9 protein-coding genes are annotated in these 13,861 nt (G+C 36.9%); 1 reads left to right on the forward strand and 8 read right to left on the reverse strand.

Features of this window, described 5'->3' with window-relative positions:
- Window positions 1-85: 85 nt before the first annotated feature.
- Window positions 86-1,273 (reverse strand): tRNA 2-thiouridine(34) synthase MnmA, encoded by a 1,188-nt coding sequence (mnmA, locus tag ABD792_RS19015; protein ID WP_345008152.1) that lies wholly within the window; start codon window positions 1,271-1,273, stop codon window positions 86-88.
- A 274-nt stretch (window positions 1,274-1,547) separates the two neighbouring features.
- Here mnmA and ABD792_RS19020 point away from each other — a divergent pair, with 274 nt between their 5' ends.
- Window positions 1,548-3,800 (forward strand): fasciclin domain-containing protein, encoded by a 2,253-nt coding sequence (locus ABD792_RS19020; protein WP_345008154.1) that lies wholly within the window; start codon window positions 1,548-1,550, stop codon window positions 3,798-3,800.
- A 104-nt stretch (window positions 3,801-3,904) separates the two neighbouring features.
- Here the strand turns inward: ABD792_RS19020 and ABD792_RS19025 are convergent, their stop codons facing one another.
- From ABD792_RS19025 to guaA, 7 genes are all read right to left on the reverse strand, one after another.
- On the reverse strand, window positions 3,905-4,573 hold the full coding sequence (locus ABD792_RS19025; protein WP_345008156.1) for a toxin-antitoxin system YwqK family antitoxin: 669 nt from the start codon (window positions 4,571-4,573) through the stop codon (window positions 3,905-3,907).
- A gap of 91 nt (window positions 4,574-4,664) precedes the next feature.
- Window positions 4,665-6,557, reverse strand: coding sequence for a membrane protein insertase YidC (yidC, locus tag ABD792_RS19030; protein ID WP_345008157.1), 1,893 nt, complete (start codon window positions 6,555-6,557; stop codon window positions 4,665-4,667).
- A gap of 134 nt (window positions 6,558-6,691) precedes the next feature.
- Entirely contained in the window at window positions 6,692-8,329 is a 1,638-nt protein-coding gene (gene pyrG / locus ABD792_RS19035) for a CTP synthase (RefSeq protein WP_345008158.1), read from the reverse strand.
- Between the two features lie 353 nt (window positions 8,330-8,682).
- Window positions 8,683-8,910, reverse strand: coding sequence for a DUF3820 family protein (locus ABD792_RS19040; RefSeq protein WP_345008160.1), 228 nt, complete (start codon window positions 8,908-8,910; stop codon window positions 8,683-8,685).
- A 105-nt stretch (window positions 8,911-9,015) separates the two neighbouring features.
- The gene (locus ABD792_RS19045) at window positions 9,016-9,699 is read right to left on the reverse strand and encodes a hypothetical protein (RefSeq protein ID WP_345008162.1); all 684 of its coding nucleotides are present in this window, start codon (window positions 9,697-9,699) and stop codon (window positions 9,016-9,018) included.
- Between the two features lie 33 nt (window positions 9,700-9,732).
- Entirely contained in the window at window positions 9,733-11,667 is a 1,935-nt protein-coding gene (locus ABD792_RS19050; RefSeq protein ID WP_345008164.1) for a LysM peptidoglycan-binding domain-containing protein, read from the reverse strand.
- Between the two features lie 538 nt (window positions 11,668-12,205).
- A complete protein-coding gene (gene guaA / locus ABD792_RS19055; RefSeq protein ID WP_345008166.1) occupies window positions 12,206-13,741 on the reverse strand; it encodes a glutamine-hydrolyzing GMP synthase in 1,536 nt (511 codons plus the stop codon).
- Window positions 13,742-13,861 lie beyond the last annotated feature (120 nt).

Raw genomic sequence — 13,861 nt, forward strand, 5'->3', positions numbered from 1 at the left:
TAAAATTTTAATCTTTCCCTTTTGTGAAGAAATCTTTAAAATTTATTAATGTTCGTTCACTATAACCAGATTTGGTTATGGCAAGTTACGAAATTACTCCGGAACCTATTAATTCGTCACCTATGTACCATGCAACAAACTGACCTTCGGTAATAGCAGATTGAAAGTCATTAAACGCAACGTACAAACCAGCATTTACTTTATGTAAGGTTGCATTTTGCAGTGGTTGACGGTATCTAATACGTGCTTCTACCTTCATGGTTTGTCCGGGTTGCAAAGCTAAATCTTCGCGAATCCAATGTAACTCATCGTTAGCAACAAACAAGGCTTTTTTTAACAACCCTGGATGCTCTTTACCTTGACCTGTATATATAACATTATCCTCTACATCGGTATCAATTACAAAAAGAGGTTCGACTGTCCCACCAACGGCAAGGCCTTTACGTTGTCCCTTTGTGAAATAATGCGCTCCTTGATGTTTTCCTACAACCTTACCTAAATTAACCTTATAATCTATTTTGCGGGAAAGGTATTTTAATTTGTCTTCTTCTGAATCAAAAACGGGCACTGTTTGCTTGTAAATATTCTGATCCTTTGGCACTTCAACGATAAGCCCCTCCTTAGGTTTCAATTGTTGTTGAAGAAAGTCTGGAAGTTTCACCTTCCCTATAAAACAAAGCCCCTGAGAGTCTTTCTTCTCTGCTGTTACTAAATCTAATTTGGTTGCTATCTCACGAACTTCGGGCTTGGTTAATTCTCCTATGGGAAATAAGGACTTGGCCAATTGATCTTGTGACAACTGACATAAAAAATACGATTGGTCCTTATTTGTATCTACACCGGAAAGTAATTGATAGATTTCCCTTCCGTCTTGTTCTATAATTCTTTTTCGGCAATAATGACCAGTCGCTACATAATCAGCTCCAAGTTCTAAAGCAATTTTCATAAAGACATCGAACTTGATCTCCCTATTACAAAGTACGTCAGGGTTTGGTGTTCTTCCTTTTTCATATTCATGAAACATATAATCAACAATACGTTCTTTGTATTGTTCACTCAAATCGACTGTTTGAAATGGAATTCCCAGTTTCTCGGCAACCAACATAGCATCGTTACTATCGTCCAACCACGGACATTCATTGGATATGGTTACAGAATCGTCATGCCAATTCTTCATGAATAACCCAATCACTTCGTAGCCCTGTTCTTTTAACAAATAGGCTGCTACGCTTGAATCTACACCTCCTGAAAGTCCAATGATTACTCGTTTCATCAATCTCTTCTATTTCCTTTTAAATTAACAAAAGTTATCACTCGCCAATTGTTAAGCGAATATTACCCACGCTAAATATCTGCATTTATCTGATGCAAAGATACATCTTTTCGCAATGATTTTTCTTTTGAAATCGAAAGGAAAACATACCTAACAACATTAAAATGTTTAATTATTTAAAAAATAAATTAAACAAAACTTGCTTTTTTGTTTAATTTATTATTATTTTTGTTAAACAAATTAACTAATAATTTACATAGTCATGGAAAAATTAATGAAACATTTTAACTTCTTAATGCTATTTACAGTAGCGTTTGTGCTCTTTATTGCGTGTAGTAATGATGATGATGATAGTCCCATAATAATGACAGATACCATTACCGCACTGGCTGTTGCGACACCTGATCTAAGCAACTTAGTCTCTGCCTTACAACGCGCCGGTTTGGCCAATGAATTTAATGGCTCTGCTAGCTACACTGTTTTTGCCCCAACTAATGCGGCTTTTGCAGCTTTTCTATCTGCAAATGGTTTTACTTCGGTTGAGGATGTACCAGTTGATGTCTTGACTCAAATCCTAAAAAACCATGTACTTTCAGGGGTAGCAAAATCTTCGGATCTGGAAAGCGGCTATGTAACCAACTTAGCTGATGGCCCAACTTCTGGCACTCATTTAAGTATGTATATCAATACAACTTCAGGGGTCACCATTAATGGCAATTCTGATGTTACTCAAGCTGACATCATGGCTTCCAATGGCGTCATCCATATTGTAGATGCCGTTATTGGACTTCCTTCTATTGTAGATTTCGTTTTGGCAGATAACACTTTCTCCATTTTGCGTTCGGCCCTGACGAGAGCTGACTTAACATTTGATTATGTTACCACCTTATCAACCCCTAATGGCACAGATCCGGCACCATTTACTGTGTTTGCCCCCACAAATGATGCCTTTGTAAGTCTTCTCGACGAACTGGGCGCTAACTCTTTAGATGACATAGATGAATCTACTCTTAAGGCAACACTTAATTTACACGCTGTTGCGGGAGCTAATGTGCTTTCCTCCGGACTTTCTGATGACATGACAGTAGCTACTTTGGGAGGAGACATTACTGCCAATGTTAGTGGTGGAGCAACCTTAACAGATTCCAACGGAAGGATAAGTAATATTATTGTGACTGATGTTCAAGCCGCCAATGGGATCATTCATGTGATCGATAAAGTTGTACTCCCCAAATTACCTCAAACCATCGTAGGGAAAGCCTTAGACACTCCTTCATTAAGTATATTAGTGGAGGCTTTGCAAGCAGCCGATGGTGATTTGGTATCCGTTTTAGGTAGTACTGGCCCCTTTACTGTACTTGCACCGACGAATGATGCATTTACTACCTTTTTATCTGACAACGGCTATTCCAGCGTCAATGATGTACCTACGGCAGCCTTGACGCAGATTTTACTCAATCATGTTATATCGGGTTCAGCGATAATGTCAACCGATTTAATGGCTTCTGGATCTGGGTACGCCTCAACCAACGCCACAGGTGTTGGGGACAATGCCATGAGCTTGTTCTTTGACACTTCGAACGGCGTAATATTTAATGGGATATCTACCGTTACAACAGCTGATATTGAAGCTACCAACGGTGTTATTCACATAGTCGATAAAGTTATAGGCCTACCAAACATAGTGGATCATGTTGTTGCCAATCCTAATTTGTCCAACCTAGTCGGATTATTAACCAATGGAGGAAACACCACATTTACCAATCTATTATCTACTGCCGGAGATTTTACCGTATTTGCACCTAGCAATGATGCCATTACTGCTTTTTCAAATCCAGACAATAATGCTATAGAAACTATTTTGTCTAATCATGTTATTGCAGGAGTAAGTGCTGCTTCAACAGGCTTAACCAACAGCTATGTAAATACATTAGCAACGTTTGGGAACACAGACAAAAACTTAAGTTTATATATAAATGTAGATAATGGTGTTTGGATTAATGGTATTTCTCAAGTTGAAACCGCAGATATTATAACTTCTAACGGTATCATCCATACAGTTAATGCTGTAATTGACATTCCAACAGTAGTTACTTTTGCCACTGCCGACCCGAATTTTTCGACATTGGTAAGTGCTCTTACAGAGTTAACGCCAAATACAGATTTTGTAGCGACCTTATCTACGGCAAATAGCACTTCGCCAGCTCCATTTACAATTTTCGCTCCAACAAATGATGCTTTTGCTGCTATTACAATACCCAGTGACGAAACTGTTTTAGCACAGATATTATCTCATCATGTTATTACAGATATGAATATAACTTCTGGAGATTTAACTCCCAATGGGGACACCACAGCTCAAAGCCTTGAAGGGGATAATTTAACTATTAGTCTTCCTGGTAGCGGCGATAATATAGCAGATCTAACTGATGGATCTGGTAATTCTGACATTGGAATTATCAAGGTTGATGTACAAGCCGGAAACGGCGTGATTCACGTGATTAACAAGGTTGCATTACCCATGTAATGTTAGTTTGATTTGTTGACTATAGACAATGCTCTCTTTTAAAATTGTCTATGAGAAAGAGAGGCCGCCTTAATAGGTAGCCTCTCTTGTAGTTTATAGTCAACCTAAAAGCTCTTTTCTTGTTTAAGGACACCCTCTTCATAATATTTCCAAACGCCATACTTTTTACCTTGGCGATAATCGCCTTCTACCAACAAATCGCCTTTAGGACTGAAATATTGGGATGGGCCATGAAGTTTTCCATCAACGTAAGTAAACGACTTTAAAACAACGCCTTTATTAGAGTACCATTTTGAAATACCATCCAATTTACCCTCTCTATAATGTTGCTCTTCTGCTACGGCTCCATTTGGATAGTACACTAACCTTTCGCCTACAAGGTTTCCTGAATCGTCATAATGCTCGATAGTCATTAATTTATCCGAATTCTTTTGATAGTATTTCCAAGAACCTATATATACCTTTCCGTCCATTAGTCCCTCACTCATAATCTTTCCTCTGGAGGTATAAAACTTAACTTCTGCTTTATTATCGTTTTCGTTAAATTGCTTGGTAGCTGTAAGTACAGCTTGTCTATTAATGTTTTTATAAAACTTAAATAACCCAACTTCCTTGCCGTGATTAAAGGTGCCTTCGTATCTGGTAATGTTTGTCCCTTCAAAATTTTTCTTCCAGACACCATGACGTTTACCATTTGCATCAAACTGGTTAATCTCTTGGGGAAAGACTAAAGTATTTACTAATAAAAAAGCTGCAAATATTACAAATTTCATAAGTGTGTATTTAGAAGGTTAAATGTGTTAAATGAAACGAAAAACATACAAACTAATTGTATAAAAAAAGCTGCCATGTGGCAGCTTTCTCTTACTTACGCTTTTGCGCTTGCTTTTGCTTTTCTGCCTGTTCCATCATTTCAGCCATTTTTTGCTGAAAGCGGCTTTGCTTTTTTGGTTTCTTTTTATTCTCCTGAATCTTGGCATGAATCTTATCCTCATCAATAATAAAATTCTTAATAACCAACATAATTCCAATGGTAATTAAGTTCGATATAAAATAGTACAAACTTAAACCGGAAGCATAATTATTAAAGAAGAACAGCATCATTAAAGGCGAGAAATACATCATGTACTTCATCATCTTGCTCATATCTGGCATCCCTTCTTGGGTTGGTTGCGATGCCACCTGCTGACCAGTAGTCATTTGCATATAAAAGAATATGGCTACCGATGCCAAAATAGGAAACAAACTCACATGGTCTCCATAAAACGGAATGTGAAACGGTAATTCTGCTATGGTATCGTATGACGATAAATCTTCAGCCCAAAGGAAACTTTTTTGACGCAAATCGAATGCAGACGGGAAGAACTGGAACAAAGCATAAAATACAGGTAACTGCATTAAAGCTGGTAAACATCCTGCCATTGGACTCACTCCTGCTTTACTATATAAAGCCATGGTTTCCTGCTGCTTTTTCATGGCATTGTCTTTATACTTCTCTGATATCTCTGTAATCTCAGGTTTTATGACCTTCATTTTTGCCTGGGACAAATACGACTTATAGGTAACAGGGGACATAACAATCCTAACCAAAATAGTCATAACAATAATAGCAAAACCATAAGGCAATATGCCTCCTAAAAATCCAAATAACGGAATAAACACATAGCGGTTAATCCAGCCAAAAATCCCCCAGCCCAAAGGCACTATCTCGTCCAGGTTACGATTGTAAGCATTCAAGAGTTTATAATCGCTCGGCCCGTAATACCAATTCATTGCTTTGTTTAATTCGCCGCCATTAAGCTCCAATGGTAATTTGGTTGCAAATGTTTTGGTAAAAACCGTATCGACTTCTTCATCTTTAACTAAATTCTTAGATGTAAACGCTCCTGTTTTAAAAGGTGAATCGGCCAATAAAATAGAAGTAAAAAAGTGTTGCTTAAAGGCCACATAAGTTACGTCTTCTGCAGTATCTTCAGATAGTTCCCTTTGTCCAAGATAGTCATCTTTCCCTCCTTCATATTCGTAAACCAATTCGGTGTATCTATTTTCGTATGTGATACTTTTGGCATGGCGGTAGGTTTTTAGATTCCAATCCAAATTAATGGGTTGTGACCCATTAATAACGTCGCTTAAACCTTGTGACCGAATGGTAAAATCCATCATATAGTCGTCTGCTTTAAGCTCGTAACGATATTCTAAAAACTGATTTTCTGACACCTTTAGTTTCATTGAAACTATGGTATTATCGCCATTCTTTGTTACCGTTGGCTCAAAATACAGGTCTTTGGTATTTAAGATTCTACTATCTGTCGTACCAAAATTAATATTAAACCCTGCATTATTATCCTTTACAATATAAATGGGTTCTCCATTGAAATTTACAAACTTTTTAAGTTTAACCTCGGAAAGGTAACCGCCTTTACTACTAAACTTTAATGCCAATAAGTCACTTTCAACCAAGGTCTCTTTTGAAGTTACCTTAGTAGCTGAATAAGCAAATGCCCCTAGTTTATTCTTTAATTCAACTAACTTTAAAGAATCTACTTCTGTTCCTATTGGAAAATCTTCAGCTGTTGTAGTTATTGCTTGCTCTTCTACTTGTGTGCTTTTTTCGGCATCTACCTGTTCTTGTTGCGCCTTCTTTTGGGCTTCTAACTCTTCTGGCGTTGGCTGGTTTTGCCAAAGCATATACATCAATATTCCGAAAATAAGAACAAATCCTATTATCGAATTAATATCTAACTTTTTTTCTTCCATATGTTAATTGATATCATTTTTAACGTATACTGAGCATCATTACATGAGATGTTCTTTTTATTAAAATATGACAACCTTAATTTGTTTATACTCTTTTATTGATACGCTTTCCATTATCAAAAAGCTATCCACTTTTAGTTTTGTGCCACACTGACACCTTTAGCTTTTTTGTAACTTAAAGCTGCTTTAACAAAAGCTACAAATAACGGATGTGGATTTGCTACTGTACTTTTGTACTCTGGATGGTATTGTACTCCCACAAACCAAGGGTGTGATGGTATTTCGACAATCTCTACCAAACCTGTTTCTGGATTTAAGCCAGTAGCTATCATCCCTGCAGCCTCCATTTGCTCTCTATAGTTACTGTTAAATTCGTAACGATGACGGTGACGCTCTTTTATGCTTTCAACATTATAAATATCCCGCACTTTACTACCTTCTTTTAAATCGCAAGCCCAAGCTCCTAATCGCATGGTACCTCCTTTATCGGTGATTGTTTTTTGATCTTCCATTAAATCAATCACCGGGTTTTTAGTTGTTGTATCCATTTCAGTTGAACAGGCATCAGCAATTCCCAAGACATTACGAGAAAACTCAATGACTGCCATTTGCATTCCCAAACAAATTCCTAGAAATGGAATACTATTTTCACGCACATACTTTACGGCATCAATTTTACCTTCAATACCACGTTCTCCAAATCCTGGAGCTACCAATACACCATCCAAATGTGCTAACTTAAGTTTCGCGTTATCACTTTTTAAATATTCGGAGTGGATTGATTCTACATTAACTTTTACATTATTTGCCGCACCTGCATGAATAAACGATTCCAATATAGATTTATAGGAGTCTTGCAGTTCAACATACTTTCCTATTAGCCCTATTGTAATCTCTGTTTTAGGGTTTTTAAGGCGTTTTAAAAATTCGTTCCATCTTGTTATATCTGGTGTTGAACTCTCCAAAGCAAGCTTTTTCAAAACTACTTTGTCAAGGCCTTGCTGTAGCATTAAGTTAGGCACATCGTATATTGTAGAAGCGTCAATGGATTGAATTACCGCTTCTTCACGCACGTTGCAGAACAACGCTAGTTTTCTTCGCAAATCTTCAGGTAAATCATGCTCTGTTCTACAAACCAGCACGTCTGCCTGTACTCCGCTCTCCATAAGGGTTTTTACACTGTGCTGTGTTGGTTTGGTTTTTAACTCACCAGCTGCCGACAAGTACGGCACCAATGTTAAATGAATAACGATTCCATTATTATCTCCTAAATCCCAACGTAACTGACGCACAGCTTCTACATAGGGTAAAGATTCGATATCACCAACTGTACCACCTATTTCGGTAATAACAATATCGTAATCACCAGACTTCCCTAAGATTTGAATACGTTCTTTAATCTCGTCGGTAATATGCGGCACCACCTGTACTGTTTTACCCAGAAACTCCCCACGGCGTTCCTTTTCTATTACACTTTGGTATATGCGCCCGGTTGTTACATTGTTGGCCTGACTGGTTGGTACATTTAAAAATCGTTCGTAATGTCCCAAATCCAAATCGGTCTCGGCTCCATCCTCCGTCACATAACACTCTCCGTGTTCGTAAGGATTTAAGGTACCTGGATCCACATTAATATACGGATCTAATTTTTGAATGGTTGTTCTGTATCCTTGTGCCTGTAATAGCTTAGCCAAAGAGGCGGCTATAATTCCTTTCCCTAATGATGATGTAACTCCTCCGGTTACAAAAATGTATTTTGTAGTACTTGTCATGATGCGCTTATAAACGCAGGCAAATTTACAAAATAAAAGATGTTATGCCGAAATGTTTTTTAGTTATTTACCAACGATGTATTCTCTTTCTTTTTTAGTAAAAAAACTAACTATAACGTGAATAATGGATAAATAATTATGACCGTTTGAATGCCAAATCTGTATTTTAACATATCGAAAACAAGCAAATTTCTTACTAAAAAGTACTTCTCGGAACTAAGTTCTGCCAGAATTTCAATCGAATAAACATCAAAACTATTAATTATTATTCTTCTTAACTATATAATAAACCAATAACGTACACAACTGCTACACTCACACACAAATGGTTCATGGGTTTGCCTCGAGGTAGTTTACTTGGGGTACTGCTTTTTAATATTGCGAATCAAATCCTCCAACCCATTTAATTTGAGTTCGTATACCAGCTGAAGCATTTCTCCTAGCTTCCCGTTAGGAAACCCCTTGTTGTGATACCATACTACGTAATGTTCAGGCAGATCGATTAAATAATAATCCTTATACTTCCCAAAGGGCATTTTGGCATGCGATAAGCGAATTAAATACTCTTTATCTGGTAACATATTTCATAAGTTAATGGTTAATTGACTTGAAGTAAACAATAATACAATAACAGATATATTCTTTTATCGTCATGGACATTCCTGCAATTAATTTTGCCCATACTTTTAAAAAAATCTCGATAAATAATTAATTCTTTCTTGATCTGTTATTATTTCGTGATACCAAACAGGTGCCTGATAGTCAACCCATTCTTCGCTTTTTTCACTTTCACTTTGCCTTTTCCGTGCATTTTCGATCATCTCAATTAATTTTTCACTAGGCCTTTTAAGCAACTCAACTGATCTAATTCGCTCAACATCAATAGTGGTTTTTCCATTTTGATCGTCCGAACTATAGCCAACAAGCAAATCTAAAGGGAGCTTTTTATATATTGTCATTTGATCTAAAAGCTTATATTTTTTGACATCAGTCTTGGTAATTGTCAAAGTATTCTTTTCTTCATCAAATTCAGTATTTGGCTCCTGATGGTATCTTCTGCTTATATTCTCAATATAGAATAATTTTGAAGTTCCATTCCGATGCGAAGCATAGCTATCAAGATTTGAAAGACTAAAACTAAAGTCATAAAGAATCAATTGTTTGATTCCATCATCATGCACAAAGCAAAATCCGTTAGGTCTATATTTGTATTCATAGCCTCCGGTTCCAAATGTTATAAACCCTTCTATGATTTTGCCATCATCAAGAACAACTTTACAAACAGCTTGAATTTCAGGTAATCCTAAGTCAAACTCTACAGGCTTTTTAGCTGTAGAGATGAGTAATATAAAAAAGAAAAATATTTTCATAGAATTTTGCCCACACATATAGCGGCAATCCCACTAAGGCTTAACCTCAACAATAGTTAAATCCTGATGCTTTACCAAATACACCGCATTGTTGTAGTAACCGCCAAACAGTTTCTTTTGGTAACCAAATTTGTTTTCTACATATTCCGTTAGAGGCGCATCGTTAACCGATGTATACAGATTATCTGAAGACACCAAACGCAATACAACATCCATTGTTAGGTCGAAACCTTTAACGGCACGAATATTAGGTGTTACGTTATATGCTTTTTCATAAGCCCTAACAAATACGTTGTTATCATTTTCGTTGTAAGTTCTCGATGCCGAGGCATAGGTAAATTGCAACTTCGACAAATGTGGGTTTTTAATTTCATCACCTTCAAACGCCGTATTAAAATTTGTGGTCACTAATGCTATATCGATACGCTCCTTTTTTTCTTCTATATTCTCTTCCTGAATTAAAGATGCCAATATACTGGTTACATTCGAGGCAAAACCTTCGTTCTTGGTTTCCAAAAAGACAATATTGTTTCCTGGTTTTAGCACATCACGAATATCATCTACCAACACATAATTTGCTTCATTGCCGTCTTCATCTTTTCTAGAAAAAACTTGTCTGGCGTGATTAAATTCTTGTTTTAACCCATTGGCTATACCAACATGCTTAGAATCGGCTATAATAATAATATTACCGGATAAGGTATCTGCTTTTACATAGTTTACAATTTTCTCTTTTAGCAAGTCATCTGATGGCTTTGACTGAAATCCATTTTCGCCCAACTTTAAATTACTGCCTATTACTGAAACAACTGGCACATTAAACGTTTTTAATTTGGAAGCTGCTCTTTCAAAATTATTAGAGGTAAGGGGACCGATAACCGCATTAACTGTTTCAAAATCGTTAGCATCGATTATTCGCGACACTTCGCTTGCCTGATTCTTGGTGTCATACACATCTACTTTAAGAGAAACACCCAACTTCTTTAACGAATCGATAGCCATTAAAACACCTGAATAAAAATCGAGAGAAGCATTTAAGTAAGGATCTTCTACAATACTTTGCTTGGTTCCCGAAATAGAATCATGATTGACCCGATTAAGCCTAAACGGCAGCATTACTGCTATATGTTTCGTCTTAAAATCGCTAATACTATCAGCTAAATTAATCTTATCTGTATCAACTTGAATGATCCCGTTTGCTTTACTGGAAAACGGTATTTTTAAGATCATCCCCTTCTTTAATCCAGTTTCTTTCAGTCCGGGGTTTAAAGCTTCCAACTCTGCTTGCTCTAATCCAAGCTCACGCTTTAAGCTGTAAAATCCTTGTTTAGGCCTTACTTTATAGTAACTGTATTTCTCATCAATATTGTTCTCTTTGGCATCTTCTATGTTTGGTACGTTTATTTCCTGTCCGTCCTGAAGTGTTTCTTCCAATCCAGGATTAAGGGCTTCCAATTCTTCAACGGTAATTCCAAACTTATAAGCAATACGCCATTTTCCTTCTTTAGGCAGTACTTTATATTTCTTGGTTGGCTTAACTTCCTCTACTACTTCTGTTATTTTAAATAGTGGTATTTGAAGTTTATCTCCTTTTTGTAATGGATTAGCATATAAAAACGTATTGTGTTTCTTTATATCCTCTTGTGTAACATTATACTGTTTTGCCAAACTGTACAAGGTCTCTTTACGTTTTGTTTTGTGCGTTGTAAAGCCTTTTAGCTCCTTAACTGTAGTTACTTTAGGCTTTAATGCTTTTGATATGGGAATGATTAAAATTGTATTGGGCTTCAATTCTTTTTTAGCATCAGGATTCAAGCTAAAAATATCGAAAGGCGTAACATGATAGCGCTTTGCTATACTTTCAATGGTTTCTCCTTTCTTAACTTGATGTGTACTATAGTTTTGTGCCGTAGCAGTTGTTATGCTGAACACTAACGACAAGCATAAAACGAAAAAGAATTTAGTCATGAAATTTATTTTTTTAATTCTATTAGATCAGGCTTTTGCCATTCAACTTTAACATGTGCATATTGTATGCCAAAAAAAACAGCACTGGGCTTAACAACACACCTTATTAATCACTTTAACCCTAGTTAATTGACAACAAAATGTTTACGTCACTTCGAGTTTCCCCAAAGTGACGTTTTATGATGGTTTGTTATTACCATTTTGAAACGTTAAAATAAAGAATTTCTTGAAACAAACTATCCCCGAGGCAGAGCCATAGGGGGTATACTTCGACTGCGCTCAGTACAGGTTTAGCTCGTTTCATTTTGACCTCACAAGGCCAAAAACCGAAATTCTGTATTTAGATTCCCGCTATAACAGGAATGACAATTTCAACGGAAACCCCGACGCTGAGCGCCGAAGAATTCTTTTTGATTAAACTATATACGTATGCTCTATATGATTCAGTTCTCTTTAATGACGCAAAAATAGCATTCTCTTACACGATTCCTGATTTTAAGTACAATATCGCATTCTTAAAACTTTTGGCCCACCTGATTTATTCCCACTCGATCGTAGCTGGTGGTTTCGAACTGATATCGTATACTACTCTATTAACGCCTTTTACTTTATTTATTATCTCATTGGATGTTTTTTGTAGAAATTCGTATGGCAAGTTTACCCAATCGGCAGTCATACCATCAGTACTTTCTACAGCTCTTAATGCTACACATTTTTCGTAGGTTCGCTCATCTCCCATAACCCCAACACTATTAACAGGTAAAAGCATAGCTCCTGCTTGCCAGACCTTATCGTATAAGCCCCAAGATTTTAAACCGTTAATGAATATAGCATCTACTTCTTGCAAAATACTAACTTTTTCCGCTGTTATATCTCCCAATATACGGATTCCCAAACCAGGCCCCGGAAACGGGTGGCGACCTAAAAGTTCTGGATCGATACCTAACGTATTACCAACACGCCTTACCTCATCTTTAAATATTGCACGTAACGGCTCCACTATTTTAAGTTTCATAAAATCTGGCAACCCTCCTACGTTATGATGGCTTTTAATAGTTGCAGATGGTCCTCCTGTAGCAGAAACACTTTCAATAACATCTGGATAAATAGTTCCTTGAGCCAACCACTTTACATCGGTTAACTTATGAGCTTCATCATCAAAAACTTCAATAAAGGCATTACCTATAGCTTTACGCTTAGCTTCAGGATCTTCAATTCCTGCCAAAGCATCTAAAAAACGTTGAGAGGCATCAACTCCTTTTACATTAAGCCCCATGCCTTCATACTGGGCCAATACATTTTCGAATTCGTTTTTACGAAGCAATCCGTTGTTAACAAAAATACAGTAAAGATTTTTACCAATAGCTTTGTTTAAGAGTACTGCTGCCACTGTTGAATCGACACCTCCCGACAAACCTAATACTACTTTGTCGTTCCCTACTTTCTCTATAATGGCTTCAACGGTTTCTTCTATAAAGGAATCGGGTGTCCAATCTTGATTAACTCCTGCTATGTTTACCAAGAAATTTTCCAATAACTGCTTACCATCGGTTGAGTGATACACTTCTGGATGGAATTGAATGGCATAGGTCTCTTCTCCATTAATTCTATAAGCCGCATTTTCAACATCATGCGTACTAGCTATCAGCACACCATTTTCAGGTAGCTTTTTAATAGTATCGCTGTGGCTCATCCAGACTTGACTGCCTGTATGAATATGAGCAAGAAACGGCTCATTCCCTTTTATGAAAGATAAATTTGCGCGACCATATTCACGTGTATTTGAGGGAGCCACTGCTCCTCCCGAAAAGTGGGCTAAATACTGTGCTCCGTAGCAAACGGCCAACATAGGTTTCTTACCTCTAATGTTTGTAAGGTCTGGATGTAAAGCATCGTCGCCCCTTACTGAGTTTGGACTACCTGAAAGTATAACTGCTTTATAACTTTCGATGTCTGTTGGAATTTTGTTAAATGGATGTATTTCGGAATAAATGTTGAGTTCCCTCACTCTACGGGCAATAAGTTGTGTGTATTGCGATCCGAAGTCTAATATTAATACCTTGTCATGTTGCATGCGCAAAAATAATAATTGATTTTTGAATGGCAATTAAGGATTCGTTTTTTTACAGGGCAATTTCATTTAAAACCAAGAACTTTTTCTCTGTATTCTCTATCAAGAAGAGCATTAAGGCGT

It is taken from the genome of Snuella lapsa (assembly GCF_039539345.1).
In the GTDB taxonomy this organism is placed as follows: Bacteria; Bacteroidota; Bacteroidia; order Flavobacteriales; family Flavobacteriaceae; genus Snuella; species Snuella lapsa.

Excerpts from the sequence above, each read along its gene's own strand:
- mnmA (WP_345008152.1), bottom strand. The coding sequence starts at position 1,273 with ATGAAACGAGTAATCATTGGACTTTCAGGAGGTGTAGATTCAAGCGTA.
- ABD792_RS19020 (WP_345008154.1), top strand. The coding sequence starts at position 1,548 with ATGAAACATTTTAACTTCTTAATGCTATTTACAGTAGCGTTTGTGCTC.
- ABD792_RS19025 (WP_345008156.1), bottom strand. The coding sequence starts at position 4,573 with ATGAAATTTGTAATATTTGCAGCTTTTTTATTAGTAAATACTTTAGTC.
- yidC (WP_345008157.1), bottom strand. The coding sequence starts at position 6,557 with ATGGAAGAAAAAAAGTTAGATATTAATTCGATAATAGGATTTGTTCTT.
- pyrG (WP_345008158.1), bottom strand. The coding sequence starts at position 8,329 with ATGACAAGTACTACAAAATACATTTTTGTAACCGGAGGAGTTACATCA.
- ABD792_RS19040 (WP_345008160.1), bottom strand. The coding sequence starts at position 8,910 with ATGTTACCAGATAAAGAGTATTTAATTCGCTTATCGCATGCCAAAATG.
- ABD792_RS19045 (WP_345008162.1), bottom strand. The coding sequence starts at position 9,699 with ATGAAAATATTTTTCTTTTTTATATTACTCATCTCTACAGCTAAAAAG.
- ABD792_RS19050 (WP_345008164.1), bottom strand. The coding sequence starts at position 11,667 with ATGACTAAATTCTTTTTCGTTTTATGCTTGTCGTTAGTGTTCAGCATA.
- guaA (WP_345008166.1), bottom strand. The coding sequence starts at position 13,741 with ATGCAACATGACAAGGTATTAATATTAGACTTCGGATCGCAATACACA.